Raw genomic sequence first — 26,741 nt, 5'->3', positions numbered from 1 at the left:
TCGTCACAAGCGATCTATTTTTCTCAATTTTTTACAAAGGAATTTTCAATGAAATTAAAGGCACTGATTACCGCTTTAACCTTAGGCTCAATCATTTCTGCAACGGCAAATGCCGAGATCAGCTATCAGCATATCCGCAATGCGACGGCTAAAATTCAATATGGTGATGCGACTTTCTTAGTTGATCCTTATTTAGCCGAAAAAGGGGCATATGAAGGCTTTGCAGGTACACCAAATAGTCAGTTACGCAATCCGTTAATTGCGCTTGCCGAGCCTGTGGAAAGTGTATTGAAAGGCGTGGATGCGGTAATTGTTACCCACACCCACGATGATCACTGGGATAAAGCCGCACAAGAGCTAATTAGCAAAGAGTTGCCAATTTTTGTACAAGATGCCAATGACGCTAAAATCATTCGTGCACAAGGCTTTAAAGATGTGCGAGTCGTCGGCAAAAACACGCCATTTAAAAATGTGAAATTATCTAAAACTGGCGGTCAGCACGGCACCGATGAAATGTATGCTAACCCAATGTTAGCGGAGCTCTTAGGCGAAGCGATGGGCGTGGTGTTACAAACTGAGAATGAAAAAACGCTTTATATCGTGGGCGATACCGTTTGGAATGGCGAAGTGGAAGCAGCATTAAAGCAATATAATCCAGAAGTTGTAGTCATGAATACTGGCGGAGCAGAATTAGAGAATTTTGAGCCTGCTGGCATTATTATGGATACCAACGATGTGGCAAAAATGGCTGAAACTATGCCAAAAGCAAGCATCATCACTGTACATATGGATACCGTTAATCATGGCACTGTTAGCAAAGCAGATATGCGTGAATTTATCAAAGGTAAAGCGTTTGAAAGCCGTGTTGCTGTGCCAAATGAGAGTGAAGTGTTGAAATACTAATATTATTCAACAAACAAGCGGTGGATTTTGCAGAAAAATATGCAAAATCCACCGCTTGTCTCAGCTATTAATTAAAACTCGTAGCGGATGCCCACATTAAAGTTTCGTCCTGGCGCACTATAACGATCGGCATTACTTGCTGTGATAGCAAGCGGAATCCCATTTGTGCCACGTCCTTGATCTACACTGGCTTTGCTTAATAGTGCAAGATAGGAAATATCATTCCAATTCCAATATTTCTTATTAAACACATTATTTAAGTTTGCACTGATAGTTAAATTTTTCACTGGGCGAATATAAGCGCCAATATCCACCAAACTGTAGCTACCGCTTGGGTTATAAAGATAGCTTGAGGACTGTTCAATATCCTTATCAGCCTTACCACGAGAATAGCTCCAGAGTACATTGGCACCAAATGTCTCACTTTCATAGCTAAGCCCCAGTTTTGTTTTCAGTGGCTGTACGCTGTTAATTGGTGTCTTTTCTCCATGGTTCTCGGCTTTACCACGCATATAGGCAAGTCCACCAATCAGGTAATAATCCGCATAGAATTGCCATTTTGCATCAAAGGTAATGCCGTACACCTTGGCTTTATCGAGGTTTTGATATTGTACAAAGCTAGTATATTTACAACCACTCATACAACCTAGCGAGCTATCAGCTTGCCAATCAATAAAGTTTTTATAATGGTTATAGTAGCCCGTCAGCAAATATTCCAGATCAGCCGATTTCCCCTTCACACCAATTTCGAAATTATCCGCCGTTTCCGCTTTTAAATTTGGATTTCCAATAACCGCCACCGTCCTAGAGCCTGTTACCATTCTGCCTAATGCTGGCATATAATAGCTGTAAGTTGGGTTTTCAAAGAAATATGAGGTAAGCTGTTGTGGCGATGGTGTACGAACACCACGTGAATATTGTAAATACGGATTAAACTCAGGGCTAGCTCGCCATTCTAAGCTGATTTTTGGGGTAAATTTCGAGGCACGCTGTTTGCTTGGGATAAATTCTTCAACCTGAGATTGATCAGCGGCTTTTGGGCGAATACGATAATGTACAAAACCAATTTGTGGTGTCACAAATAAAGTACCAAACCCAATTTCGTCTTCAAGATATGCTGTGAACTTATCTTGGCTCGTATCCGCAGTTGGTCTGCCGTCAAAATAAGCATTACCTGTTGTTAAACTCATATAAGCGGGACGCTCATAACGCAAGTGGTTCGTTGCTTGGGTATGGTTGTAGCTCACGCCATAACGTAATACCTGCGGCACGTTGCCATCAATGTAGCTCATTAAATCACTATTAAAACCAAAGGTTTTATGCCCTGATTTGGTATGTTCTTGACGATAATTTCTGCTACCTTGGCGGAAACGTTCATTTTCCGTATGCGCTGACTGATAATAAATTTGGTTAGTCGCAGTCTGCAACCAGCCCTCATCATTACTATAATCGTGCCCTAACGAAATTCGATTACGGGTAACTTTATCATTGCTCATACCATACAGTTGAGTGCCACTGCCAGAGTCAATGCTTGTCCCTGTCTGCGCTAACAAATTGGTATCGACTTTCTTATGCAAATGTTCAAAAGCCAAACGCAATGTGTGCTGATCATTAAATTTATAATGGTGTTTTGTTAGCACATACTGGCTTTTTGATTCAGCAGGGTTAGGCTCGGTACGGCTATCACCGATTCCACGATCTTTACCTTGGTTAATGGTCTGATCGCCATCGCGTAACGTTGTCATCAACATTCCTTGATAATCGCCCAGCGCAACGGCTCCACCAAGCGTACCATATACAGAATTATCTACACTGTTGTAGCCCGTACCTGCAAAGCCACCGTACGTCTTACCCTTGAGTAAATCGGCAGGGTTGAGTGTGGCAAAGTTTACACTGCCCGATAAACTATTTGCTGAGCCGGCGTATTGCACTGCTGTACCGCGTAACCCCGTCACTTCAATATAATCACCACGCCCAAATTCTGAGCCATACGCCATAAAATGTTTAGCTTCTTGCGTTTCTGGTAATGGAATATCATCGACTGTCGTGGTCACTCGATTACCTTGCAAGCCACGAATATTGACGCCTTCACTGGCACGCGTCATCTGCGCCTGCGTACCATATACATCCATTTTGTTTTTAAATAACGTTTTAATATCATGTGCCTGTTTTTGTTGGAGCTCCTTCTGCTTAACAGTAGTATTGACAAGCGTATCGCTGATCTCTAAAGCGATAACATTGACCTCATCCAGCACTGCCACGTTTTGAACCTGCTGTGCCCAAGCCGGTGCACAAGCTAGCACCACTAACATTGCCGCTTTACTTGGCATAAAATGAGTATGTAATTGCATCATAACCTTTCCTTATTGATAACGATTTCTATTAATCTAACAAAAATAAGCCTGAAACCGCAACCGTTTCCTTTTGATCAACTTCACAAAATCCGAAATTCTTTGCAAAAAATCATTGCTTATTCACCGCTTGTATTGCGACAATCTCAACGCAAGTCATCACTCAATTAAGGAGTTAAAAATGTCAGAAGTATTTCACTTAGGCCTAACTAAAGCGATGTTAAAAGGCGCTACTGTTGCCATCGTCCCAGGTGATCCTGCAAGAAGCGAACGTATCGCCGCTAAGATGGATAATCCAGAATTTTTAGTCTCTACCCGTGAATTTACCTCATGGCTAGGTTATGTTAATGGCAAGCCGATTGTGGTCTGTTCAACAGGTATCGGTGGTCCATCAGTTTCTATCTGCGTTGAAGAGCTTGCGCAATTGGGTATTCGCACCTTCTTACGTATCGGCACTACAGGCGCAATCCAAGAGCATATTAATGTTGGCGATATTCTCATTACCACTGGTGCGGTGCGGCTTGACGGCGCGAGCCAACACTTTGCTCCGTTAGAATTCCCTGCGGTAGCTGATTTCCACTGCACTACAACGCTGTTTGATGCGGCACAAAAACACGGTGTCAAACCTTATGTGGGCATTACCGCCTCAAGTGACACTTTCTACCCTGGTCAAGAACGTTACGACACTTATACGGGTCGCGTTACCCGCCGTTTCCAAGGCTCACTCAAACAGTGGCAAGAGTTGGGTGTAATGAACTTTGAAATGGAATCTGCCACCTTATTTACTATGTGTTCTGCCCTAGGCTTAAAAGCGGGTATGGTTGCAGGTGTGATCGTTAATCGTACACAACAAGAAATCCCGAATGAAGAAACGATGAAAGATACAGAAGACAAAGCTGTCACTGTTGTCGTTGAAGCGGCAGGAAAATTGGCAAGCGAATAATCTCAAGCTAAAATAAAAAAAGCAAACAAGCGGTCAATTTTGCAATTTTTTCTGCAAAATTGACCGCTTGTTTGTTATGATCTGAATGTTCATTTCCATTACAAGGTGCAACTATGCTCACCGATCAAGCTATTTTCCAGCGTTATCAAAGTAAACAAGCTGAATTTGAAAAACAGGCAGAGGTTTCCCTTATTGGGCATTCGCTATTTGATATGTGGAGCGATATGCCAGCCGGTACACCACCTTTAAACGGGCAATCGGTAGCAAATCTGGGGCTTTCCGGCACAAGTACCCGCCAATATCTTGATGTAATTATCAAACCTCAGCGCATTCGCTCGCTGGGTAAAACCGTATTTATCTTTTTAGGGGTGAACGATATTGTCAAAGAGCCGGATTATTCGCCTAAACAAGTATTGGCTTGGATTGAAGAGATCGTGGCAAATTTACGCCAAATCGCCCCCCATTCTCGCTATTTTCTGCTTGAAGCAACGCCTGTGAACAATATTGCCACAACGGACAACCCCGCTATTTTGCAACTAAATCACTATTTTGCCGAACACTGCCCGCCAGACATTGGTTATATCCATACTTGGGCACAATTTAGTAATGCAGAAGGCAAACTTGATCTTGCGCTCTGCCATGATGGTTTACACTTTACTGAGCAAGGCTATGAAAAACTTGCTGCTATCTTAAGCCAGTATTTATAATCTATGTCACCACAAGATTTACGCCTATATCGTTCGCTACTATCGTGCCCTGCATGGCAACAGCACAAGAATAATCTGCCTGTAGAGGTGGCGAAATGGTTGCTGCATACCAGTTCACTTACCGAAAAACTACAAGGCATTTGCCACTGTTTTCAGGTAGAAGTGCTGCAGGAAGGCTGGCAACACATTGCACAACGGGGACTCTGCTGGGTGCGGGAGGTTGTGCTAAAATGCGGTACAACCGAGTGGATCTTTGCTCAAACTATTTTGCCGCAAGCAACCATTGATAATGTTGCTCAGCCAGTATTAACGCTGGGAGAGAAAGCTATTGGTTTATGGCTATTTCCACAAAATCCTAAACGGATTAGTCTCGAATGGCAGCGTAAAAACAGCTTGTATGCCCGTCGTTCAGAGCTTCTTTTAAAGGGCTATCCAATTGAAATTAAAGAACTTTTCTTAAAAGATTTTCCATTTACCTATGAAACCAACCATTCTGCTGTATGATTCAGGTATGGGCGGGCTGACCATCTATGACGCACTCCGCCAGGTGCTACCAAGCGCACATTATCTCTATTGCTTTGATAATGCTTATTTCCCTTATTCAGAAAAACCAGAAAAGGTGCTGATTGCTCGTGCAGTCGAGATTGTGCAAAAAATTGCGCAAAAATACCCGCTTGATCTGGTCGTTGTCGCGTGTAATACCGCCAGTACCGTAGTATTACCTGCCTTACGGCAAACGTTTGATCTTCCCATAGTAGGCACCGTGCCGGCAATTAAACCGGCTGCACAAATTTCACAAACCAAAACGATCGGCTTACTCGCAACAAAAGGCACTGTCTCTCGCCCCTATGTGGATGAGCTCATCGCTAAATATGCAGCCGACTGCCGAGTTGAAAAAATTGGAACGACCGATTTAGTAGAGATTGTGGAAGAAAAGCAACGCACGGGTAAAGTGGATATGGCACGTTTGCAAACCGTGGTGCAAGCATGGCAACACCATCCGACACTGGATACCGTCATTTTAGGCTGTACTCACTTTCCGTTAGTCAAAAATGAGTTGCAACAGCTGCTACCCAAAGTGCCATTCTTTGTCGATCCCAATAACGGTATTGCCCATCGCGTGCAAGCACTCTTGCAAGGCAAGCGGTTTGAAAATAAAGAAAATTTGCAAAATGTTGCGTTTTGCACTGCACATGATGCAGATTTCTTAAGCCAAAACCAGATTATGCAAACATGGGGCTTCGCTAAATTGCAGGTTTTAGATTAATACCTCTGCATTAATCAAACAAAATCTCCTGCAAAAACTCCACAAAACAGCGAATTGTTGGTACAGCGCCTCGATTTTTATAATAGATTAACGAAATTGGCACGCTTGGCAATTGCCAGTCTGGCAATAAGCGTACCAAATCCGAATGCTCATCAAGGCGAGGCATTGGCAAAATGCCGAGCCCATTACCTTGCCGAATTTGGCATGCAACCAACTCAAAATCATTACAACTCACGCGGCTCACTGGAGCAATTTCTACCGTTCGATTCTCTTGGCTAAAACGCCATGGCAACGTATGCATCTGGCTAATAATTTGATGCCGATAAAGTTCATTCGGGCTTTCTGGCATGCCATGGCAGGCCAAATATTCCTCACTAGCAAATAAACCAAACTGCATTGTCAGCCATGCTTTTGCGACCACATTATCATTATCAATCGTCCCCGCTCGCACGGCTAAATCAATGCCATCTTGAATCATGTTTATTTTCTGCTGGCTTAAATTAAGCTCCAAATTTACATCAGGATAGCGCGCTAAAAAGGTACTTAAATGGGGCTCAATAAGACGATGAAAAATATCCGCCGCCACAGAAATTCTCAGCAATCCTTGCGGATTTTGCAGGCTATTTTGCACACTTTCTATGGCAAATTGCGCCTGTTGTAACATGGTTTGTGCCTGCAGAAAAAAGCGTTCACCCACTTCATTTAAAGTAATACCTTTCTTACCTCGACTCATTAATTTTGTGCCTAAAGCGAGTTCCAAGCGGGTTAAACGACGGCTTAGTTTGGAGACAGGCACATTGGTCAGCTCTTGAGCATGACTTAAGCTCCCAGCCTGTACCACCGCAACAAACAGCCGCATATCATCAAGACTAATGTTTTCCATCTTATCTTTCTATTTCTGCAAAATATGTTTGAAAAATTGTATCTTGTTGCATTTTTGTTTTCAATTACAATGCAAATATTCAAACAAAACAGGAATAGTATGATGTTACAAATAAGAAAAGCCAATGAACGAGGATATGCAAATCATGGTTGGCTAGAAAGCTGGCACACCTTTTCATTCGCTGATTATTACGACCCAAAGCATATGCACTTTTCTCATCTCAGAGTGATTAATGATGACTACATCGCGCCAAGCATGGGCTTTGGCATGCACCCACACAAAGATATGGAAATTTTAACCTATGTATTAAATGGACGTGTGGCACATAAAGACAGCATGGGGAATCAAACTGAAGTAAAAGCGGGCGAATTTCAGATTATGTCGGCAGGTACAGGCATCTACCATTCTGAATTTAACCCCGATGCGCAAGAAACACTACATCTTTACCAAATCTGGATTATGCCTCATACCAAAGGGATTACACCGAGGTATAGCCAAGGCAGCTTTGCCGAAAAACAAGGCGCGACTTTAATTTTGTCACCAAATGCAGAGCAAGGCTCGTTTAAGGTTTACCAAGATATGAAGTTATGGCGTTATCAATTTTTGCAAAAAAATGGCGAAAATCTAGCGCTTGATCCAACCCGCCGTTACTGGCTACAAGTCGTGAAAGGCTCTCTTTTAGTGGAAGACCATCTGCTTTTTGCAGGAGATGCCGTGGGTATTAGCCAACAAGCAACATTATCAATTGAAAATAGTGAAACTGTAGAATTTCTATTATTTGACTTGGTATAAATACATTAACTTTTCCGTAGGGGCATGCTATATATCCCCTCACATTTCTTTTTAAAAGGACATTAACATGAGTAAACAAATCGCTGTACTTATCGGCTCTGCAAGCCAAACTTCATTTAATCATCTCGCGGTGAAACATTTACAAAAAATCGCGCCAACTTCACTGCAATTAAACATTGTAGAAATCGGTGATTTACCCCTTTATGACCGTGATTTAGAAAGCCAAGATATTCCCGCCTATAACCGCGTACGTGAAGCGATAAAACATGCCGATGGTGTTATGTGGGTTAGCCCTGAACATAATGGCGGTTATTCTGCCATGCTAAAAAATGCCATTGATGTGATTTCTCGTCCAGCTGGACAAAGCCAATGGATTGGCAAACCACTAGCCTTAATGAGCGTAAGTGCCAGCGGCAGCCCACGAGTGACCGACGCACTTCGCACTATTGCAGCTGGCGCTTATATTAATATGCCAGTCCTGCCATTTGCTGCCAATATTGGTGGTATTTTTGCTGGTGCGTTTAATGAACAAGGCGAACTGGTTTCTGAACCGGCAAAAGCAACGCTTGAAGGCTTTATCAATGCCTATGCGGAATTTGTTGCGAAATTTTAATACGCTATAGTGTCACCAAGTAAGCGGCTGAATTTGCGAAAAAATTTGCAAATTCAGCCGTTTGCTTTTGGGCAATCAATGCTAGAATTTGCAAAATTTTCTTAAATTTGCACCGCTTGTATGAAACCGCTTGATCCAATTATTGAACAATTCCTTGATACCCTGTGGCAGGAACACGGTTTGTCAGACAATACTGTGGCTTCCTACCGTTTAGACTTGGAGAGTTTTAGTCAATGGCTATCCGAGCCTCGTGCATTTTTAACGCTGGATAAGGTAGATTTACAAACCTTTTTAGGCGAACGCTTAATGCAGGGCTATAAAGCAAGTAGCTCAGCGCGGATGCTAAGTTGTTTACGCAAGTTTTTTCGTTTTCTTTATTTAGAAAACTACCGTTCAGATGATCCTGCCGCGCTACTTTCATCCCCCAAGAAAGCCGCGCGTTTACCAAAATCTTTGAGTGAAGATCAGGTGCAAGATTTGCTGGATACACCAAACACTCTCGACCCAATTGAGCTGCGTGATAAAGCCATGCTGGAATTACTCTATGCAACGGGGCTGCGAGTTACCGAGCTGACCTCACTAACGCTAGAAAATCTAAGCCTAAGGCAAGGTGTGGTACGCGTAATCGGGAAAGGCGATAAAGAACGGTTGGTACCAATGGGAGAAGAAGCGGTGTATTGGATTACAGAATTTTTCAATTACGCGCGCCCATTATTGCTTAATCACAAACAATCTGATGTAGTGTTTCCAAGTAAACGTGGTGTGGAGATGACTCGCCAAACCTTTTGGCACAGAATTAAACATTATGCCGTGCTAGCTGGGATTGACTCTGATAAACTCTCTCCCCACGTTTTACGCCACGCCTTCGCGACCCATTTGGTCAATCATGGTGCGGATTTGCGTGTGGTGCAAATGTTGCTAGGGCATAGCGATCTTTCCACTACACAAATTTATACCCATGTCGCCAAAGCGCGTTTAAAATCTATTCATCAACAATTTCATCCAAGGGGTTAAAAATGCAATCAGAAATGCAAAAAGGCTTTTCTAAATTTAGCTGGGCTTTAGCGCTGTTTTGCCTGCCATCGGCACTATTTCCACTCGCATGGTTTTTATCACCACATTTTTCGCACCACCCAGATTTAAGTGCTGAGCAAATTAATTTTTTCTCCATCGTGTTTTGGATCTATCCGCTTGCTCTGCTGTTCATTGCGGCTCTTTTATTTAAGTTACACCGCGTACAACCTGCTCTCGCAAAGCTGTTACTTGCACTCGGTTTTCTCACTTTTTACGCTTTACTCTGGCACATTGTTAGCTATTTTTAATCATTGGCTTGATCCGCGTCGATTTATCGGCAGATGGAATATGCTAGAATTTGTTATCTTTTTTCGGAGCCATAATGAATAAAAAACTTTTTCTCCCATTAATTGCGTTTCTTACTTTAGTCGTTGCTTTTGTCGTGCAATTAAATTGGAATGCAAATGGACACGATCCTAAAGCGCTAGAATCCGCATTGGTTGGCAAAAGCATGCCAAATTTCCAGCTTGAAAGTGTGCTAGATGAAAAACAAATACTCACTGCCGATGTAGTAAAAACAGGTAAACCCAGATTACTCAACGTGTGGGCAACTTGGTGTCCAACCTGCTACGCAGAGCATCAGTATTTAACCGTGTTGGCAAAACAAGGCGTAGAAATTGTTGGTGTCGATTATAAAGATGAACGCACCAAAGCACTCAAATTCCTTGCCAGCTATGGTGATCCGTATAAAGCGATTATTTACGATCCAAAGGGCGCATTAGGCCTAGATTTAGGTGTTTATGGCGCGCCAGAAACCTTTGTTATTGATGGCAATGGTATCATTCACTACCGCCATGCCGGTGATGTGAATGAAAAAGTGTGGCAAGAGGTTCTACAACCAATTTATCAGAAATTACAGACACAATAAGATGAAAAAAACATTAATTTTACTTTGTGGATTGGCTCCTGCGGTTTTTGCAGCCCCAATTGAGGTTCAACAATTTGATACGCCACAGCAAGAATCGGATTATCGCGCATTAATTCAAGAATTGCGCTGCCCACAGTGCCAGAATAATAATATTGCCGATTCTAATGCAACCATCGCGACCGATATGCGCAATAAAACCTTGGAGTTACTTAAACAAGGTAAAAGCAAAAATGAAGTGGTTGATTACATGATTGAACGTTATGGCAACTTCGTTACCTACGATCCGCCATTAACCCCTGCAACAATTTTCTTATGGGTGATGCCTCTCGCGCTTATCTTATTGGGCTTTGCTGTCTTGTTCCGCCGCCGCAAAACAGCTCAACAAGCGGGTGAAATTGCAGAAAAAAATGCAAAAACGCTTGATCAAGCACGCTTAGCAGAAATTTTAAAAGAGAAACAATAGTATGAGTTTTTGGATTTTAATTGCGTTGGTTACACTGATAGTAAGTACTATCGCTTTTTACCCTTTGCTAACCAAACACGTTGCTCGCAAGGATAATAAGCGGGATAGTTTAAACAAAGCATTTTATTTTGATCGCTTAAAAGAAGTCGAACAGGAAGCAAACGAAGGTGTCATTGATGATCCTGAGCGCACCAAGCAAGAACTACAACAAAGTTTGCTTGATGATATTCCTGAAACAGCAGAACCAACCTTGGTGGCACACAACCGCTTTGGTAAAGGCTGGTTTATCGCACTGATATTATTAGTCACTACAGCGAGTATTGGCTCTTATTTAAGCGTTGGTTCATGGTTTAGCGGCAACATGTTAGATATGAGCCATCAAAAATTAAACTACTTTTTTGAGCGTATTAAGCAAGAAGAAGCCAATCCACTTTCTGAGGCTGAAATGAACCAATTTGCTACGGCGTTACGCGTAGAATTACAGAAAAATCCAAGCGACCATGCTAACTGGTTTATGCTTGGACAACTGGGTATGGCAACGGAAAATGGGCAATTAGCATTAGATAGCTTTGCTAAAGCGGTAAACTTACAACCTGAAAATATGCAATACAACTTAAGCTATGCACAGGTATTGATGTTCTCTGCCGATCCAAAAGACAAAGAGCAAGGCATGGAAGTGCTGAAAAAAATCTTACGCACTGATCATACAAATCTAGATGCTTTAAGTATGATTGCCTTCTACTATTTTGAGCAAGAAGACTACAAAATGGCCGCGATGACATGGGGAATGATGCTGAAATTTGTTTCAGATGATGATCCTCGTAAACAAACGTTAGAGCGAAGCATGAAATCTGCCTTATCAATGCTAAAAGAATCGCAAGACGCTGAAAAATAAAGCCATAAGAAACGCTGGCCTTGCTTTAGCAATTCCAGCGTATATGTTAGAATTTCCTTATATTTACATACCCAAACAAAATGTTATGAAAGATGTTTCAATCTCGACAGCACAACTCGAAAATCTCACTCCTCCTCCTTCCATCCACGATCCGGCTGTCGAGTGGTTTTTGAGTCATTGTCACATTCACCGTTATCAAACTAAACACACATTGATTAACGCTGGGGATTCAGCAGAATCTCTATTCTATATTGTGAAAGGTGCCGTTTCCGTTTTTGTAAAAGATGATGACGGCAAAGAAATGCTACTGACAAACTTAGGACAAGGCGAGTTTGTGGGTGAGCTACTCTTGTTTGAAGAAAAAGCTCAACAACGCACCGCTTGGGTACGCACTAAATGTGATTGCGAAATTGCTGAAATTTCTTATAAAAAATTCAAACAGCTGGTGCATTTAAATCCAGATATTTTGATGTATCTCTCTGCTCAAATGGCACGGCGCTTACGTATGACTTCTCGCCAAGTGAGCAATTTAGCCTTCCTTGATGTTACGGGTAGAATTGCACAAACGCTACTGAATTTAGCGAAATTGCCTGATGCAATGACACATCCACAAGGAATGCAAATTAAAATTACCCGACAAGAAATTGGACAAATGGTAGGATGCTCACGCGAAACGGTTGGTCGAGTGTTGAAACTATTAGAAGACGAAGGCTTAATTTCTGCTCATGGTAAAACTATTGTAGTGTATGGCACACGTTAAAAGATAAGGCTAAATAGCACGTCCTATTTAGCCTTATTTATTATTTTGCTCGCGCAATTTGCTTTTTCAGCTTCAACATTTTCTCTTTTACCCGCTGGCGCTTCAACGTTGAAATATGATCGACAAACAACACACCGTTTAAATGATCAATTTCATGCTGAATGCAGATTGCTAACAACCCATCCGCATCTAACACAAATTCCTCACCTTGACGGTTTAATGCCTTTACCTTCACCTTTTCTTTACGTGGTACTAAAGCTCTGCAACCAGGAATAGATAAGCACCCCTCTTCAATGCCCGTTTCACCACTTGATTCTAAAATCTCAGGGTTAATGAGCACGATTTGATTGGTTTTATCGCCTTCAATATCAATCGTAATCACTCGTTTTAAGACATTCACTTGCGGTGCGGCAAGTCCAATGCCTTCGTGATCGTACATAGTATTGAACATATCATCGATAAATTGATTTAACGCTGCATCCACTATTTCAACTGGCTCGCAGACTTTTGCCAGATTCGCTTCAGGGTAAATTAATACGTCTAAAACTGCCATTTTTGTGATCTTTCTCCCAAATTTACAATTTAAGGTTTGGCTATTCTAACGGTTTTCTTATGATTATGGAAAAAATACCTGACTTTTCTTAAGGTTTATTGATAGCTTTCTGGAGGAAACATGCTCGAAAAACTTTTAACGTTATTACAAATCCCCCAGCTTGGCGCGCAAAAAATCAATCGCTTACTCACGGAAATCGATTTTGCCACCTTCTGCCAATTTGATAAAACGCAACTGCGCCAAATAGGCTGGAATGAAAAACAAATCCAACGCTGGTTTCACCCAGAACAACGTTGGCAGGAAGATGCATTACGCTGGGCAGAACATGCCGATTGCCATATTTTAACGTTATTTGATGAAAATTATCCTTTCTTACTAAAACAGATTGCAACTGCACCACCCATCTTATTCGTACACGGTAACATTGAAAGCCTCTCTTTGCCACAAATTGCCATTGTTGGCAGCCGTAATTACTCACATTACGGCGAATATTGGGCTGAGCATTTTTCTGCGGAATTAGTCAAACATCATTTTGCAATAACCAGCGGCTTAGCTATTGGGATTGATGGCTTCTGCCATCAACGAACAATTGATGAAGGCGGCATAACCATCGCGGTATTAGGTTCTGGTTTAAATTGCCTATACCCTGCACGTCATCGCAAGCTTGCTGAAAAAATTGTTGAAACAGGCGGAGCGCTAGTTTCAGAGTTTTTTCCAAAACAGCCGCCACTTGCTGAAAACTTTCCGCGCCGCAACCGTATTATCAGTGGCTTATCGCTCGGTACATTAGTAGTAGAAGCAGCTTTAAATAGTGGCTCACTTATCACTGCACGCTATGCACTCGAACAAGGGCGAGAGGTCTTCGCCATTCCCAATACCCTCCAAAACCCCTATGCCGCAGGTTGCCATAAATTGATTAAAGACGGTGCAATACTTGTCGATAACATACAAGATATTTTAGAAGCGATCGCTTGGCAATACCAACCACAACAAGGCGAATTATTTGAACTAGAAACCAAACAAGCGCTACAAAAACCACAAAATTTTGCAAAAAATATCCCCGAATTGACCGCTTGCCAAGCCGCTATTTTTGCCCAAATAACACTCAACCCAATTAGCGCTGATGATTTAGCCAAAGCGGTAGAATTGGACATTGCGAGCGTTTTGGTGGAATTACTTAATTTAGAATTGCTCGGCATTATTAAACAAACCACTGGAGGCTATACGAGAATATGATCCATATCACAAAAATAGAAAAAAGCCCTCAATAAAAGCGCTTTAACATTTCTTTCAATCTTTGGCAGTGCTACTATTTGGGCAATTATTTTTGTTAATTGAGGAGTAAACAATGGCATTCCGTATCGAAAAAGACACCATGGGTGAAGTGCAAGTCCCTGCGGATAAATACTGGGCAGCACAAACTGAACGTTCTCGTAACAACTTCAAAATCGGTCCTGAGGCTTCAATGCCAAAAGAGATTATTGAAGCCTTTGGATACTTAAAAAAAGCCGCCGCTTATGCTAACCATGATTTAGGCGTATTAAGCCAAGAAAAACGCGATCTTATTGCGCAAGCCTGTGACGAAATTTTGGCGAATCAATTAGATGACCAATTCCCTCTCGTTATTTGGCAAACAGGTTCAGGCACGCAATCTAATATGAATGTGAACGAAGTTGTTTCTAACCGCGCTCACGTACTTAATGGCGGTAAATTAGGCGAAAAATCAATTATCCATCCGAATGATGATGTGAATAAATCCCAATCTTCTAACGATACCTACCCAACCGCAATGCATATTGCTGCTTATAAAAAAGTGGTTGAGCATACCCTTCCAGCAGTAAAACGCTTACAAAAAACCTTAAGTGAGAAAGCAGAAGCCTTTAAAGATGTAGTCAAAATTGGACGTACCCACTTAATGGATGCAACACCATTAACACTTGGGCAAGAATTCTCTGCTTATGCTGCACAATTATCCTTTGGGATTAAGGCCTTAGAAAACACACTACCGCATTTGGCAGAATTAGCATTAGGCGGCACAGCTGTAGGTACAGGTTTAAACACGCCAAAAGGCTATGATGTCAAAGTAGCAGACTATATTGCCAAATTTACTGGCTTACCATTTGTTACTGCACAAAATAAATTTGAAGCCTTGGCGACTCACGATGCAGTAGTAGAAACCCACGGCGCATTAAAACAGCTTGCCGTTTCACTCTACAAAATTGCCAACGATGTGCGCTTATTAGCATCGGGACCGCGCTCTGGTATTGGTGAGATTTTAATCCCTGAAAACGAACCTGGCTCATCAATTATGCCTGGCAAAGTAAACCCAACACAGTGTGAAGCAATGACTATGGTCTGTGCGCAAGTGTTAGGAAACGATGTCACTATTTCTTTTGCTGGCACACAAGGTCATTTCCAATTAAACGTGTATAAACCTGTGATGGCGTTTAACTTCTTACAATCTGCACAGCTTTTAGCCGATGCGTGTATCTCATTTGATGAACACTGTGCGATTGGTATAGAACCAAATCACCCTCGCATTAAACAGCAATTAGAGCAATCATTAATGCTGGTTACCGCGTTAAATACGCATATTGGCTACGAAAACGCCGCAAAAATTGCGAAAACTGCACATAAAAATGGTACAACCCTAAAAGAAGAAGCGATTAATTTAGGTCTATTAACTGCAGAACAATTCGATGAATGGGTACGCCCAGAAGATATGGTGGGTAGCTTAAAATAATTCCCCCAAAAAATTGTAATGCCCTATCAGCTGATAGGGCATTTTATCACTATGGCGATAACCGCTCTTTTTTCCACTCATTATTTTCCAACCAATAATGAATACGGTCGTGTAGCCGGCTACTTCTGCCTTGCCAAAATTCAATGCTGTCTGGAATCAGAATATAACCACCCCAATGTGGTGGACGAGGCACTGAAAGCGGATATTTCAGCGCAAGTTGGGCTGATTTTAGCAACAAAGCCTTATAGTTTTCGATAGGCTGACTCTGCTCGCTCGCCCAAGCTCCCAAACGGCTGGTGTAAGGACGTGAGTCAAAATAGGCATCGGATTCTACTGCCGGAATTTTTGCTATTTTCCCTTCAATCCGCACTTGGCGTTGTAATTCCGCCCAAAAGAAGGTTAAACAGCCAAACGGATTATCGGCAATTTCCCGCCCTTTACGGCTTTGATAATTGGTAAAGAACACAAAGCCTTGTGAATTTACCTCTTTCAACAGCACCATTCGGCTACTTGGTCGCCCGTTTGCTGCAACAGTAGCAATATTCATTGCTGTCGGCTCATTCATTTTGGCATTGATTGCCTCACTCAACCATTGTTCAAATTGGGTAATTGGGTTTGGGTGACAATCTTGGATTGAAAGCACTTTTTTGGTGTAGTCTTCTCGAATGTGGTGTAGATCCATAAGGATTCCTTTATCTTATTCTAAATAATCGGACAGGCACAGCGTCTGTTCCTACCAAAATTAATATCCCAACATCTCAATCAATTTATCAAACTCCGCGACCGAGCGTAAATCCAACCAAAATTTCTGCTGAGCGAAACGCCCGATAATCGGGTTTGGGTAGGTTTTAAATTGTTGTTCCAATGCAATTAAATCACTCTGTTTTTCAGCGGAAATAGTCACTGCCACCGAAGGTAAGGTTTCTGTGGGTAACGCACCACTGCCAATTTGGGCGAAGCTTGGCTCAATTTGCAAAATATAAGCAGAATTTAACCGCTTGTGTAGTGCCTGTTTTAATCGCTCTGCTTTGTGTTGCAAGGTTTCAAGCGGTTGAGTGAGTAAATGAAGAGTCGGCAAGTTATCGGTTAATTGCTCCGGAAATAAGTAGTGGCGTAGCGTTGCCTCAAGTGCCGATAAAATCACTTTATCACAACGTAGCACCCGTTTCAGCGGGTGTTGTTGCAGTTGGCTAATCATCGCTTGGCTACCGACAATAATGCCGGCTTGCGGCCCGCCTAATAATTTATCGCCCGAGAAGGAAACCAAATCTACCCCTGCTGCCACCTTTTGCTGAACCATTGGCTCAGCAGGCAAATTAAGGGCTTGCATATCGGTCAGCGAACCGCTACCTAAGTCGGTAATCACCGGCAGATTAAATTCTTTGCCGAGAGCCACCAACTCCTCTTCCGACACCGAACTGGTAAAACCTTGAATGTGGTAGTTGCTGGTGTGAACTTTCATTAAAAAGGCGGTATTTTCGGTGATCGCGTTGCGATAATCCTTTAAATGAGTGCGATTAGTCGTACCAACTTCCACCAATTTGCAACCAGCTTGAGCCATAATATCCGGAATGCGAAATGCCCCGCCAATTTCCACCAGCTCACCACGGGAAACGATGACTTCCTTGCCTTGTGCGAAGGTTGCTAACATCAACAACACTGCCGCCGCATTATTATTCACAATGCAAGCGGCTTCCGCTCCGGTAAGTATTTGCAACAACTCGGAAATGTAGTTGTCTCGGTGCGAGCGTTTGCCTGCTTCAATATCAAATTCCAATGCCACATTATTTCGCATTGCGTTAGTTGCTGCCTGTATCGCCTTTTCCGACCATAACCCACGTCCTAAGTTGGTATGCAATACTGTCCCTGTGAGATTGAATACTTTCTTCATCTGCACCGATTGCAAGCGGTCTAAATTTGCAGAAATTTTGCCAAAAAACACCGCTTGTTCCAGCCAATCTGGCAGGGTTTGCGTTTGCTGGATATAGGTTCTGGCTTGTTCTAACAATGTGCGAGCTTGATGAACAAAAGCAGTATGTCCAAATTGAGCAATAAGCTGTTTGGCTTGTTCGCTATTAAGCAGTTTATCAATGGAAGGCAGTTGGCGGAAAAGCGTATTCATGGGTGATTTTACTTAAGAAAAATTTGGCTAATTCTAATCAATTCGCTACAATATCGCCACTTTTTCGGAAGGTAGTCGTATCCGGTGATGCGGCAGGACTTCAAATCCTGTTAAGGACGCCAGCGTTCTTGGGTGGGTTCAACTCCCATTGCCTTCCGCCAATCAAATAATCCATTCTCATGAATAAACCAAAACGCCCAACGCTACAAGATATTGCGACACATCTCGGCATTACCAAAATGACGGTGAGCCGCTATCTACGTAATCCCAACACAGTTGCTAAAGAAACCGGTGAAAAAATCGCTACCGCCATTGAGCAATTTGGTTATATCCCAAACCGTGCGCCAGATATTCTCTCTAATGCCAAAAGCCGTGCTATTGGGGTGTTAGTGCCTTCGCTGACTAACCAAGTTTTTGCTGATGTGATTAAAGGGATTGAGCAAATTACCGATAAAGCAGGTTATCAGACGATGCTTGCTCACTATGGGTATAGTGAAGAGAAGGAAGAACAGCGGATTGAATCACTGCTTTCTTACAACATTGACGGGATTATTTTGTCGGAAAACCATCATACGCCTCGTACACTGAAAATGTTGGAAGTGGCAAACATTCCTGTGATTGAAATTATGGAAAGCGGTGAAGGCGGTATTCAACAAGCGGTAGGTTTTGACAACATTTCTGCTGCACAAGCAATGGTAGAGACGATGATCAGTCGTGGTTGTCGGCAGGTGGTCTATTTCGGGGCGAGAATGGATAAACGTTCTAAACTGAAAATGCAAGGGTATGAGCAAGCGATGCGAAAACACGGCTTAACCCCTAATAGCATTACCACAGAACAGCACTCTTCTTTCACGCTGGGGGCAGCTCAACTTAAACAAGCGTTACAACAATTTCCGCAAATAGATGGCATTTTTTGCACCAATGACGATTTGGCAATCGGGGCATTATTTGAGTGCCAACGCTTAGGCATTGCCGTGCCAACACAGATAAAGATTGCGGGCTTTCACGGGCACGATGTAGGGCAATCGCTTACGCCACAACTAGCCAGTGTGATTACTCCTCGTTTGGCAATTGGTAGAACTGCGGCTCAAGAATTATTAGATCGTATTCATGGTATCCCACAGCAAAGTGCCATTATCAATCTGGGTTATCAAATTCATTTAGGGGAGAGCATCTAGGAAACGGCATGCCTCAAAATCTTTGATAAAACCTATTGCTCAATACAAGCGGTTAAATTTACCCAAGAAACAGCTCGATGAGTATATTTGGTTTGTACTGACTTAGTCGACTTTTTCTCATTGGGTTATCTTAACCTAAATAGAGGTTTTAGTCGTTATCTACATCCCCTTTCATAAAAATTTAACCGCTTGTCATAAATCACGCCATATACGGCTTGGTTTGTGCTAAACACGAATAACGACTATTCATCTCTATCGCCCAGTCGGATAATTTCGCTAAGGCAGAATAATTTGCCGAACCACAAGCTTCAAAGCGGAAATTCAAAAAATCCACTAAACAAACCACATAAAGCGTGGCAATATTCAGCTCAAAACCAACCGCTTGCACCGCTGCCCATACCATATTTAACGAACGTTCATTACGCTCTACCACCTGCTTGTGGCGTGCTGTCCACCACTCATTCTCAGGGCGAAACATTTTTTCTGGCAACATCAAGGCAGTAGCATTTTCCAAAATACCCTCTGCGAGTTTATACAGATTCAGCCAATCCCAACGATCTTCACCCTGTGGAAACAGAGATTGGCTGCCATTTTGCACACCTAAATCGTCCAAGTATTCCGCAATCAGCGAACTATCAAACAGCCATTTGCCATTATCTCGTTGCAGTGCTGGGATTTTCCCTAACGGATTAACCGCATTCTGCCCAGAATCCAACGCAAATGCTTTGGTGGTTTGCAGTAATTCAATTTGATTCTCTAAGCCGTGAAAATATGCCACCGCCCGCACTTTACGCACAAACGGGCTAGTGGTGGAGTACCAGAGTTTCATAGTTATTACCTCAGAAGTGAGAAAATTTCTAAGCGGTGTAAATCGGGCATTTTATTGCTATAAAACAAAAAGGTGCAGATCAACGAACATCACATCTTTACACTTCTTTTTTGGAGTAACGCCGAGTTATCTTAATAGGCTAAAGCTACTTTTTATTAAACCTACCACTGATAACGATAGTTCACTATCGCCGCCAATAGCTGACGAACCTGATTACCATAGGTTTGCACTACTTCGATACCAATACGATGCGATCCGTTACCAGCATTCAGCCCCAGAGCCGCTTGCAATCTGCCCTTGCTTTCTGGCACATCAAACAGATACTGATTCACACGCACTTTTGCATTATTACTTCTTTCAGCAATACCATTCACTTCCGCATAAGGTTGTACCACCCAGCCATTGGCAAATTCAAAGCCTTTTGCTAAACGAAAACCAGTTCGAGCCGTAAACAGATTTAAACGTTTTTCATCATCTTTGCCTGCAATGGTGTGATAAGACAGTTGAGCTTGTGGCGTCAGTGTCCAGTTCTGCCCAAAGATCATACGTTTACCAATTTCATTAGATAAGCTAACTGCGTGATATTTGCGTTTTTCACTTGCTTGAGAAGTTAAACGCTCATACTTCACAACATTGTCCACATACCAGCCATCAGCATTTGCAAAAGTAGCGTATAAACCGACTGCTTGCGAACGCAATTTGCCTTTGCCATATTCACCATTGAAATCCACATCAGCACGACTTGAACCAACAAATCCACCTAAGCGAACATTCTCGGATACCGCACGATCTGCACCAATTTGCAAATTGTGATAATCCATTTCAAAGCCCGATGAACGGCTATCAGCCGAAACGGCTTGTGATTTCGCTTTATGGCGACCATTGATATTTTTCACCCAAACACTATTAGCTTGCTCATTTTTTAGTTCACCTAAACGCTGATGAACACCTTGTAAATTTTGGCTAATCAATAAACCTTGTGCTTGACGTAGGGAAACCAGTGCATTCGATTTTTCACTTAATGCTTTCATTGCTGGCTGTTCGGTTGGCACGTTGTCAGTCGCTATTTCTACAATTGCAGGCACAACAGGAGTAACCACTACTACTGGCGAAACCGTTTCTTCTGCAGATGTTTCAGGAATTGGCTGCTCGATCTGTGGCTCTAGCTGAACTTCTGGCTCAGTAATGACCACCTCAAGTTCTGGCTGAACTTCTGGCTCGGTAATAACTACTTCAGGTTCTGGCTTAACTTCTGGCTCGGTAATAACTACTTCAGGCTCTGGCTGAACTTCTGGCTCGGTAATAACTACTTCAGGTTCTGGCTGAACTTCTGGCTCGGTAATAACTACTTCTGGTTCTGGTTGAACTTCTGGCTCGGTAATGACCACCTCAGGTTCTGGCTGAACTTCAGATATTGGCTCAATTCTATTAGAAAGTACCCAATTAGTCCCATCTTTATTCAGAAAATACCGATAAGCACCCGCATCAACAAATTCTCTATCTTTTAAAGCAAAATTTGCGATACCGTCTTTAGTTTCAACCAAAGTAACTTTTCCACCAGATGTTTTTGGCTCATTACCCGAATCTTTCACTGTTAAAGTATGTTCACCACTCGATGAGCCATTAACAACAATTTTATCACCTCGCTGTGAAGCAATATCTGTATTTAGCCCAAAATGCAAATTCCCACTCAGATTTCCATCAATAGTTAAAGTTGAAAAATAACTTGCTTTATCTACTTCTACAGTAGAATTTGCCCCAGATAAATCTTTAACTTTTCCAGAATAATCTGAAGAATACTTCCATGTAGAATCGTTTAATGTTACCGCCATTTTTCTGTCATGAATATAACCAATTAATGTCGAATTTCTGGCGATTAATTGATTTTCTTCTGCATTATTCCAAAACCCTTCCTTTCTAAAAGCTTTAGTATTTACAGTACTGTTTTCAATTTGAACATTTAACCCTGTATTAAATCGCCCATCAAACGAAGAAATTGCAGTATCTGCACTTAAATGGCTATTTCTAATAGTAATATTATTCTGACCATCACCTTCACCAAAAAGAATAGAATTAGTTCTATTACTAACAGATAAAGTTGAATTATCTACAGAAATAGTCGCATTCGTCATAGAAAATAAAGCATCGCCCTTCTCACTTATTAATTGGCTGTCTTTTAATAACATTGTTGAGTTTATTAAACTCACTAAACTCGTAAAAAAAGAAGATGTACTGGCAATATTTTTAACATGGGAAAGATTAGATGAAACAACATTTAATTCAGAACCATTCAAATAAATGAAGCCTGCATCATTATTTGATGATAATGTTGAATTAGAAATATTGATGGTAGAGCGATTAAGTCCATTAATTTGAACAACATTCGAATAGAAATTCGAACTTTCTTCATCCGTGATAGATGATTTTAAAATACTATCATTAATATTAACTGTTGCAGCATTATCCGCATATAAAATTTTTGCATGTTTCGAAGAAGTATGTGTGACATTACTATTATTCAGTGTTAATGTTGAATTATCTACATTTAAAAGGTTATTTAGATTATTAGATAATGTATTTAATTCTAAAGTTGCATTATTAAAAATCACTGAAGAATTTTCACTTGCCGAAAAGAGATCTATATTTCCACCAAATCGCCAATACCTCTTAGATCTTTTCTCCCCATCACCCAAAATAGTCACGTGATTAAAGGTTGCATTCGTATTTCTTAACTCAATTTCGGGATCTTCCGTATTTGTGCCCGATAAATCATATGTACAATAATTACGTAAAACAGTCTGATCTTTTAATAAAAAACCTTCTGTCACAGTATGCTCGCAGGTTTCTGCGCTCGCCAAATTAGAAAAGCCTGCATAGACTAACAACATCGCAATAGGCGTTAATTTTAATGACCTTTTCATAGCATTTCCTTCAATTTAAGAATAAATACAATAATCCCTTAGAGGCACTATCTCGTTTAATACGGTTTCGTTCCTCAAATGCACCAGCAACGATTCATTTCTACTCACTCGTTAAATAAAAACAAGCGGTCAAATTCTAACAAATTTTTGCAAAATTTCAGCCAAAATTTACCGCTTGTTTCAAATAGTAAAAAAGGGGCAAAAGCCCCTTTCAATATTACTCATTAACCTTGCGAAGAAATACGTTTCATATCGGTCATATAACCACGCAGTTCTTGACCGATGTATTCAATCGGGTGGTTACGGATTGCATCGTTTACATCACGCAATGTTACGTTGTCAATTTCAGTCGCTGGGGTTGGTTCACCTAAATCACCACGTTGTAAAGTTGGGATCACTTTTTCACGTAGGATTGGGGTCGCCACGTTTGCGAATAGGTAGTTACCGTATTCTGCGGTGTCTGAAATGACCACGTTCATTTCGTATAAGCGTTTGCGAGCGATAGTGTTCGCAATTAACGGTAATTCGTGGAGTGATTCATAGTATGCAGACTCTTCATAGATACCGCTTGCTACCATTGTATCAAAGGCTAATTCCACACCTGCTTTTACCATTGCGACCATAATGACACCGTTATCAAAGTATTCTTGTTCAGAAATTTTGATATTGTCGCCTTTTGGTGCGTTTTCAAAAGCGGTTTTACCGGTCTCTTCACGCCATTTTAATAGGTTTGCATCGCCGTTTGCCCAGTCTGCCATCATAGTTGATGAAAATTCGCCACTGATGATGTCGTCCATATGTTTGTGGAATAAGAAAGTTAATTCTTCTTTGATTTGCTCAGAAAGTTCAAAGGCACGGAGTTTCGCTGCGTTTGAAAGTCTGTCCATCATTAAGGTGATACCACCTTGTTTTAACGCTTCGGTGATAGTTTCCCAACCGTATTGGATCAATTTCGCAGCGTATGCTGGGTCTTTGCCGTCCGCCACTAATTTTTCATAGCACACGATAGAACCTGCTTGAAGCATACCGCAAAGAATAGTTTGCTCGCCCATTAAGTCCGATTTTACTTCGGCAACAAAAGAAGATTCTAATACGCCCGCACGGTCGCCACCTGTGGCACTCGCCCACGCTTTCGCAATCGCTAAGCCTTCGCCTTTCGGATCGTTTTCTGGGTGAACAGCGATTAAGGTTGGCACACCAAAACCACGTTTGTACTCTTCACGCACTTCTGTACCCGGACATTTTGGTGCAACCATTACCACAGTAATGTCTTTACGGATTTGTTCGCCTTGTTCTACGATGTTTAAACCATGAGAATAACCTAATGCCGCACCTTGTTTCATTAACGGCATAACGTCTGCAACCACTTTGCTGTGTTGTTTATCAGGGGTTAAGTTCACCACTAAATCTGCATTTGGGATTAACTCTTCATAAGTACCAACTTTAAAGCCATTTTCCGTTGCACGCACAAAAGAAGCACGTTTTTCATCAATCGCCGCTTGGCGTAATGCGTAAGAGATATCTAAACCAGAATCACGCATATTTAAGCCTTGGTTTAAGCCCTGTGCACCACAGCCCACAATCACGATTTTTTTGCCTTTTAAGAAATTGCAACCATCTGCAAATTCGTTACGATCCATAAAACGGCAACGACCTAATTGATCTAGCTGCTGACGAAGATTTAAGGTATTGAAATAGTTAGACATTGTGTTTTCCTCATTATGAAATGTAGGGGCGAATCACATTCGCCCATTTAATGAGAAGCAGTATACTGAGCTTTTTTTGTTGCGTAAAATGATATTATCAGAATATATAATTGCATTTTGAGCAACATTATTTGCAAATTTCTGCTTAAAATCTACCGCTTGCTTTTCGCTTTTTACAATATCCGCTATAATCAAGCGAATTTTCACTCCACTATTTTAGAAGGAAACCAAAATGGGCTTAGAAAACGTACCTGCTGGTAAAGAGCTACCAGATGATATTTATGTTGTAATCGAAATTCCTGCAAACTCAGATCCAATCAAATACGAAGTGGACAAAGAGAGTGGTGCATTATTCGTTGATCGCTTCATGGCAACAGCAATGTTCTACCCAGCAAACTACGGTTATGTAAACCACACTTTATCTTTAGATGGTGACCCTGTGGACGTATTAGTGCCGACACCATACCCATTACAACCTGGTTCGGTTATTCGTTGTCGTCCAGTTGGCGTATTAAAAATGGAAGATGAGTCTGGCGTAGATGCGAAAGTGATTGCCGTACCACATACTAAATTAAGCAAAGAGTACGACCACATTCAGGACGTAAACGATGTACCAGCACTATTAAAAGCACAAATCCAGCACTTCTTCGAAAGCTATAAAGCGTTAGAAGCGGGTAAATGGGTAAAAGTATTAGGCTGGGAAGATGTTGCCGCAGCACGTCAAGAGATCTTAGAATCTTTCGAACGTGCCAAAAAATAATCCTATTTAATTTTGTCAAATGCCAAAGTTTACTTTGGCATTTTTTCTATGGAGTAGATAATGAAAAAATGGACTAAAGTTGCCAGTACTCTGTTTGTCACGGGTGCTTTAAGTGCCTGTGTAACCACAGAAGGCATTAATCAAGAGGCCGCCAGTAGCTATGCACGAGTAAAACAACAAGCCGCTGCCCAAGGTGTGATTGATACCAGCTCACAAACTGCGAAACGCATTTATTCCGTATTTAATACGATGAAACCTCATGCAGAGCGCGAAAATAAAACCGGTGTACCCTTTAATTGGGAAATTACCGTTTTAAAATCGAGTGAATTAAATGCATGGGCAATGCCAGGCGGTAAAATGGCGTTTTACACAGGATTGGTGGAAAAACTGAATTTAAATAATGATGAAATTGCTGTTGTAATGGGGCATGAAATGGCTCATGCACTACAAGAACATGGTAAGTCAGACCGTACCGTAAGTGCGGTAACAGGTATTGCCGCAACCGTTGGCAGTATCGGATTACAAGCAATGGGTATTCAAACCAATTATGGTGGCATTGATTTAGTTGGTACCATCGCCGATCTTGGTGTAAATAAGCCCTTCTCCCGCAGCCAAGAAACGGAAGCAGATGAAGTTGGCTTAACCTTAATGGCAAAAGCAGGCTATAACCCAGAATATGCACCAAATTTATGGAAAAAAATGAGCCAAGCAACCGGTGGAGGTAGTTCCATTTTCTCAACTCACCCATCGAATGAAGCGCGTCAAGCAAATTTAGCACGCCTAGTGCCTGAAGCAATGAAAGTATATCAAGCGAATAAAAAATAGCTTATTGCCTTGAGAGAATATAAATATCAAGAGAGAGAGATATTCTGATTAAGTTTCTCTTAAGCTTTCAATGCTTTAATAATTTTAGGGCTGTTGATAATTCAAAGTAAACAGCGTTATCATCCAAAAATAGCGCAGGCAAGGAAGCCTTTGCATTATTGACAGACCCTAGCAATGTTATTTTTACACTTTTATTGACTTAAAAAAGGAATGGACTCAATGAGAAAATTACTTTCACTCGCAACACTCCTCACACTCTCTTCGGTTGCTTTTGCCGGTTTTGATGCGGGTCATCAAACAGGCGGTTTTAATGCTGGCACAGGCAACTCAGCAACTGTTGCACAAGCACTTAAAGCTAATCAAGATGATATGCCAATTCAATTAACTGGAAAAATTATCCGCCAAGTAGATGGCGATGAGTTTATCTTCCGCGATGCAACAGGAGAAATCAAAATTGAAGTAGAAGATGAAGCATGGCAAGGTCAAAATATCACACCAAATGATACTATTACTATCTTTGGTAAAATAGATAAAGAGAGCTTTAAAACCAATACGGTTGATGTTTACCGTATCCAAAAACATTAA

Annotated in this window: 27 protein-coding genes and 1 tRNA gene; 20 read left to right on the top strand and 8 right to left on the bottom strand. The window is 41.6% G+C overall.

The genetic code is table 11. The features are described from left to right. Nucleotides 1-48: 48 nt before the first annotated feature. Nucleotides 49-903 (top strand): MBL fold metallo-hydrolase, encoded by an 855-nt coding sequence (locus F542_RS00560; RefSeq protein ID WP_025266687.1) that lies wholly within the window; start codon nucleotides 49-51, stop codon nucleotides 901-903. Between the two features lie 71 nt (nucleotides 904-974). Here the strand turns inward: F542_RS00560 and F542_RS00555 are convergent, their stop codons facing one another. Further along, nucleotides 975-3,257, bottom strand: a complete 2,283-nt coding sequence (locus F542_RS00555; protein WP_025266686.1) for a TonB-dependent receptor domain-containing protein — start codon at nucleotides 3,255-3,257, stop codon at nucleotides 975-977. 178 nt (nucleotides 3,258-3,435) lie between these two features. Between F542_RS00555 and udp the strand changes: the two genes are divergently transcribed. From udp to murI, 4 genes are all read left to right on the top strand, one after another. Next, nucleotides 3,436-4,197 (top strand): uridine phosphorylase, encoded by a 762-nt coding sequence (gene udp / locus F542_RS00550; RefSeq protein ID WP_025266685.1) that lies wholly within the window; start codon nucleotides 3,436-3,438, stop codon nucleotides 4,195-4,197. A gap of 113 nt (nucleotides 4,198-4,310) precedes the next feature. After that, nucleotides 4,311-4,904, top strand: coding sequence for an SGNH/GDSL hydrolase family protein (locus F542_RS00545; RefSeq protein WP_025266684.1), 594 nt, complete (start codon nucleotides 4,311-4,313; stop codon nucleotides 4,902-4,904). Between the two features lie 3 nt (nucleotides 4,905-4,907). Continuing rightward, nucleotides 4,908-5,408, top strand: coding sequence for a chorismate--pyruvate lyase family protein (locus F542_RS00540; protein ID WP_025266683.1), 501 nt, complete (start codon nucleotides 4,908-4,910; stop codon nucleotides 5,406-5,408). Then, nucleotides 5,383-6,171 carry a glutamate racemase gene (murI, locus tag F542_RS00535; protein ID WP_015433551.1) on the top strand — a complete coding sequence of 263 codons (789 nt, stop codon included), beginning with the start codon at nucleotides 5,383-5,385 and terminating at the stop codon, nucleotides 6,169-6,171. Before F542_RS00540 ends, murI begins: the two co-directional genes overlap by 26 nt. 10 nt (nucleotides 6,172-6,181) lie before the next feature. Here the strand turns inward: murI and F542_RS00530 are convergent, their stop codons facing one another. After that, the gene (locus F542_RS00530) at nucleotides 6,182-7,054 is read right to left on the bottom strand and encodes a LysR family transcriptional regulator (RefSeq protein WP_025266682.1); all 873 of its coding nucleotides are present in this window, start codon (nucleotides 7,052-7,054) and stop codon (nucleotides 6,182-6,184) included. 102 nt (nucleotides 7,055-7,156) lie between these two features. On the opposite strand from F542_RS00530, the gene F542_RS00525 reads away from it, so the two are divergent. The 8 genes from F542_RS00525 to crp all read left to right on the top strand — a co-directional run bounded on the left by F542_RS00525 (nucleotide 7,157) and on the right by crp (nucleotide 12,519). Further along, nucleotides 7,157-7,846, top strand: coding sequence for a pirin family protein (locus F542_RS00525; protein ID WP_025266681.1), 690 nt, complete (start codon nucleotides 7,157-7,159; stop codon nucleotides 7,844-7,846). A 67-nt stretch (nucleotides 7,847-7,913) separates the two neighbouring features. Beyond that, entirely contained in the window at nucleotides 7,914-8,459 is a 546-nt protein-coding gene (locus F542_RS00520; RefSeq protein ID WP_015433554.1) for an NADPH-dependent FMN reductase, read from the top strand. 120 nt (nucleotides 8,460-8,579) lie between these two features. Further along, entirely contained in the window at nucleotides 8,580-9,473 is an 894-nt protein-coding gene (gene xerD / locus F542_RS00515) for a site-specific tyrosine recombinase XerD (RefSeq protein ID WP_015433555.1), read from the top strand. A gap of 2 nt (nucleotides 9,474-9,475) precedes the next feature. Then, nucleotides 9,476-9,781: a DUF5389 family protein gene (locus F542_RS00510; RefSeq protein ID WP_407636809.1), complete on the top strand. Its 306-nt coding sequence runs from the start codon at nucleotides 9,476-9,478 to the stop codon at nucleotides 9,779-9,781. Nucleotides 9,782-9,855: 74 nt separating this feature from the next. After that, nucleotides 9,856-10,401, top strand: a complete 546-nt coding sequence (locus F542_RS00505) for a DsbE family thiol:disulfide interchange protein (protein ID WP_025266679.1) — start codon at nucleotides 9,856-9,858, stop codon at nucleotides 10,399-10,401. A gap of 1 nt (nucleotide 10,402) precedes the next feature. Next, a complete protein-coding gene (locus F542_RS00500; protein WP_038443040.1) occupies nucleotides 10,403-10,864 on the top strand; it encodes a cytochrome c-type biogenesis protein in 462 nt (153 codons plus the stop codon). 1 nt (nucleotide 10,865) lies between these two features. Beyond that, nucleotides 10,866-11,759, top strand: coding sequence for a c-type cytochrome biogenesis protein CcmI (gene ccmI, locus F542_RS00495; protein ID WP_025266677.1), 894 nt, complete (start codon nucleotides 10,866-10,868; stop codon nucleotides 11,757-11,759). A gap of 85 nt (nucleotides 11,760-11,844) precedes the next feature. Next, nucleotides 11,845-12,519, top strand: coding sequence for a cAMP-activated global transcriptional regulator CRP (gene crp, locus F542_RS00490; protein ID WP_025266676.1), 675 nt, complete (start codon nucleotides 11,845-11,847; stop codon nucleotides 12,517-12,519). A 40-nt stretch (nucleotides 12,520-12,559) separates the two neighbouring features. On the opposite strand, the gene def is transcribed toward crp, so the two are convergent. Further along, the gene (gene def, locus F542_RS00485; protein WP_025266675.1) at nucleotides 12,560-13,072 is read right to left on the bottom strand and encodes a peptide deformylase; all 513 of its coding nucleotides are present in this window, start codon (nucleotides 13,070-13,072) and stop codon (nucleotides 12,560-12,562) included. A 120-nt stretch (nucleotides 13,073-13,192) separates the two neighbouring features. Between def and dprA the strand changes: the two genes are divergently transcribed. Together dprA and fumC are read left to right on the top strand one after the other, a co-directional pair. Continuing rightward, entirely contained in the window at nucleotides 13,193-14,308 is a 1,116-nt protein-coding gene (gene dprA, locus F542_RS00480; protein WP_025266674.1) for a DNA-processing protein DprA, read from the top strand. Between the two features lie 112 nt (nucleotides 14,309-14,420). Next, a complete protein-coding gene (gene fumC, locus F542_RS00475) occupies nucleotides 14,421-15,815 on the top strand; it encodes a class II fumarate hydratase (protein WP_015433564.1) in 1,395 nt (464 codons plus the stop codon). A gap of 49 nt (nucleotides 15,816-15,864) precedes the next feature. Here fumC and pdxH read toward each other — a convergent pair whose 3' ends face one another. Together pdxH and selA are read right to left on the bottom strand one after the other, a co-directional pair. Beyond that, a complete protein-coding gene (gene pdxH, locus F542_RS00470) occupies nucleotides 15,865-16,497 on the bottom strand; it encodes a pyridoxamine 5'-phosphate oxidase (protein WP_015433565.1) in 633 nt (210 codons plus the stop codon). Nucleotides 16,498-16,557: 60 nt separating this feature from the next. Beyond that, nucleotides 16,558-17,937 (bottom strand): L-seryl-tRNA(Sec) selenium transferase, encoded by a 1,380-nt coding sequence (gene selA, locus F542_RS00465; protein ID WP_025266673.1) that lies wholly within the window; start codon nucleotides 17,935-17,937, stop codon nucleotides 16,558-16,560. Nucleotides 17,938-18,003: 66 nt separating this feature from the next. Between selA and F542_RS10985 the strand changes: the two genes are divergently transcribed. Then, nucleotides 18,004-18,098: transfer RNA gene (locus F542_RS10985), tRNA-Sec, on the top strand. Nucleotides 18,099-18,116: 18 nt separating this feature from the next. Further along, on the top strand, nucleotides 18,117-19,115 hold the full coding sequence (gene gntR / locus F542_RS00460; RefSeq protein WP_015433567.1) for a gluconate operon transcriptional repressor GntR: 999 nt from the start codon (nucleotides 18,117-18,119) through the stop codon (nucleotides 19,113-19,115). Nucleotides 19,116-19,314: 199 nt separating this feature from the next. On the opposite strand, the gene F542_RS00455 is transcribed toward gntR, so the two are convergent. The 3 genes from F542_RS00455 to ilvC form a co-directional block, all read right to left on the bottom strand. Further along, nucleotides 19,315-19,944, bottom strand: coding sequence for a glutathione S-transferase N-terminal domain-containing protein (locus F542_RS00455; RefSeq protein WP_015433568.1), 630 nt, complete (start codon nucleotides 19,942-19,944; stop codon nucleotides 19,315-19,317). A gap of 161 nt (nucleotides 19,945-20,105) precedes the next feature. Further along, complete coding sequence (locus F542_RS10730) at nucleotides 20,106-22,865, bottom strand: autotransporter outer membrane beta-barrel domain-containing protein (RefSeq protein WP_025266672.1); 2,760 nt, start codon at nucleotides 22,863-22,865, stop codon at nucleotides 20,106-20,108. 224 nt (nucleotides 22,866-23,089) lie between these two features. Next, nucleotides 23,090-24,571: a ketol-acid reductoisomerase gene (gene ilvC, locus F542_RS00445; RefSeq protein WP_015433571.1), complete on the bottom strand. Its 1,482-nt coding sequence runs from the start codon at nucleotides 24,569-24,571 to the stop codon at nucleotides 23,090-23,092. Between the two features lie 232 nt (nucleotides 24,572-24,803). Between ilvC and ppa the strand changes: the two genes are divergently transcribed. The 3 genes from ppa (at nucleotide 24,804) to F542_RS00430 (ending at nucleotide 26,741) form a co-directional block, all read left to right on the top strand. Continuing rightward, nucleotides 24,804-25,331 (top strand): inorganic diphosphatase, encoded by a 528-nt coding sequence (gene ppa / locus F542_RS00440; RefSeq protein WP_015433573.1) that lies wholly within the window; start codon nucleotides 24,804-24,806, stop codon nucleotides 25,329-25,331. 60 nt (nucleotides 25,332-25,391) lie between these two features. Continuing rightward, complete coding sequence (locus F542_RS00435) at nucleotides 25,392-26,156, top strand: M48 family metallopeptidase (protein WP_015433574.1); 765 nt, start codon at nucleotides 25,392-25,394, stop codon at nucleotides 26,154-26,156. A gap of 219 nt (nucleotides 26,157-26,375) precedes the next feature. After that, nucleotides 26,376-26,741: a YgiW/YdeI family stress tolerance OB fold protein gene (locus tag F542_RS00430; RefSeq protein ID WP_025266671.1), complete on the top strand. Its 366-nt coding sequence runs from the start codon at nucleotides 26,376-26,378 to the stop codon at nucleotides 26,739-26,741.

The organism is Bibersteinia trehalosi USDA-ARS-USMARC-188, from assembly GCF_000521725.1.
Lineage (GTDB): Bacteria > Pseudomonadota > Gammaproteobacteria > Enterobacterales > Pasteurellaceae > Bibersteinia > Bibersteinia trehalosi.
Note: the sequence above shows the minus strand (reverse complement) of the source record. Positions and strands in the feature narration are given on the sequence as shown.

Bases quoted from the DNA above. Each gene is read 5' to 3' on its own strand.
- F542_RS00560 (WP_025266687.1), top strand. From the start codon at position 49: ATGAAATTAAAGGCACTGATTACCGCTTTAACCTTAGGCTCAATCATT.
- F542_RS00555 (WP_025266686.1), bottom strand. From the start codon at position 3,257: ATGATGCAATTACATACTCATTTTATGCCAAGTAAAGCGGCAATGTTA.
- udp (WP_025266685.1), top strand. From the start codon at position 3,436: ATGTCAGAAGTATTTCACTTAGGCCTAACTAAAGCGATGTTAAAAGGC.
- F542_RS00545 (WP_025266684.1), top strand. From the start codon at position 4,311: ATGCTCACCGATCAAGCTATTTTCCAGCGTTATCAAAGTAAACAAGCT.
- F542_RS00540 (WP_025266683.1), top strand. From the start codon at position 4,908: ATGTCACCACAAGATTTACGCCTATATCGTTCGCTACTATCGTGCCCT.
- murI (WP_015433551.1), top strand. From the start codon at position 5,383: ATGAAACCAACCATTCTGCTGTATGATTCAGGTATGGGCGGGCTGACC.
- F542_RS00530 (WP_025266682.1), bottom strand. From the start codon at position 7,054: ATGGAAAACATTAGTCTTGATGATATGCGGCTGTTTGTTGCGGTGGTA.
- F542_RS00525 (WP_025266681.1), top strand. From the start codon at position 7,157: ATGTTACAAATAAGAAAAGCCAATGAACGAGGATATGCAAATCATGGT.
- F542_RS00520 (WP_015433554.1), top strand. From the start codon at position 7,914: ATGAGTAAACAAATCGCTGTACTTATCGGCTCTGCAAGCCAAACTTCA.
- xerD (WP_015433555.1), top strand. From the start codon at position 8,580: ATGAAACCGCTTGATCCAATTATTGAACAATTCCTTGATACCCTGTGG.
- F542_RS00510 (WP_407636809.1), top strand. From the start codon at position 9,476: ATGCAATCAGAAATGCAAAAAGGCTTTTCTAAATTTAGCTGGGCTTTA.
- F542_RS00505 (WP_025266679.1), top strand. From the start codon at position 9,856: ATGAATAAAAAACTTTTTCTCCCATTAATTGCGTTTCTTACTTTAGTC.
- F542_RS00500 (WP_038443040.1), top strand. From the start codon at position 10,403: ATGAAAAAAACATTAATTTTACTTTGTGGATTGGCTCCTGCGGTTTTT.
- ccmI (WP_025266677.1), top strand. From the start codon at position 10,866: ATGAGTTTTTGGATTTTAATTGCGTTGGTTACACTGATAGTAAGTACT.
- crp (WP_025266676.1), top strand. From the start codon at position 11,845: ATGAAAGATGTTTCAATCTCGACAGCACAACTCGAAAATCTCACTCCT.
- def (WP_025266675.1), bottom strand. From the start codon at position 13,072: ATGGCAGTTTTAGACGTATTAATTTACCCTGAAGCGAATCTGGCAAAA.
- dprA (WP_025266674.1), top strand. From the start codon at position 13,193: ATGCTCGAAAAACTTTTAACGTTATTACAAATCCCCCAGCTTGGCGCG.
- fumC (WP_015433564.1), top strand. From the start codon at position 14,421: ATGGCATTCCGTATCGAAAAAGACACCATGGGTGAAGTGCAAGTCCCT.
- pdxH (WP_015433565.1), bottom strand. From the start codon at position 16,497: ATGGATCTACACCACATTCGAGAAGACTACACCAAAAAAGTGCTTTCA.
- selA (WP_025266673.1), bottom strand. From the start codon at position 17,937: ATGAATACGCTTTTCCGCCAACTGCCTTCCATTGATAAACTGCTTAAT.
- gntR (WP_015433567.1), top strand. From the start codon at position 18,117: ATGAATAAACCAAAACGCCCAACGCTACAAGATATTGCGACACATCTC.
- F542_RS00455 (WP_015433568.1), bottom strand. From the start codon at position 19,944: ATGAAACTCTGGTACTCCACCACTAGCCCGTTTGTGCGTAAAGTGCGG.
- F542_RS10730 (WP_025266672.1), bottom strand. From the start codon at position 22,865: ATGAAAAGGTCATTAAAATTAACGCCTATTGCGATGTTGTTAGTCTAT.
- ilvC (WP_015433571.1), bottom strand. From the start codon at position 24,571: ATGTCTAACTATTTCAATACCTTAAATCTTCGTCAGCAGCTAGATCAA.
- ppa (WP_015433573.1), top strand. From the start codon at position 24,804: ATGGGCTTAGAAAACGTACCTGCTGGTAAAGAGCTACCAGATGATATT.
- F542_RS00435 (WP_015433574.1), top strand. From the start codon at position 25,392: ATGAAAAAATGGACTAAAGTTGCCAGTACTCTGTTTGTCACGGGTGCT.
- F542_RS00430 (WP_025266671.1), top strand. From the start codon at position 26,376: ATGAGAAAATTACTTTCACTCGCAACACTCCTCACACTCTCTTCGGTT.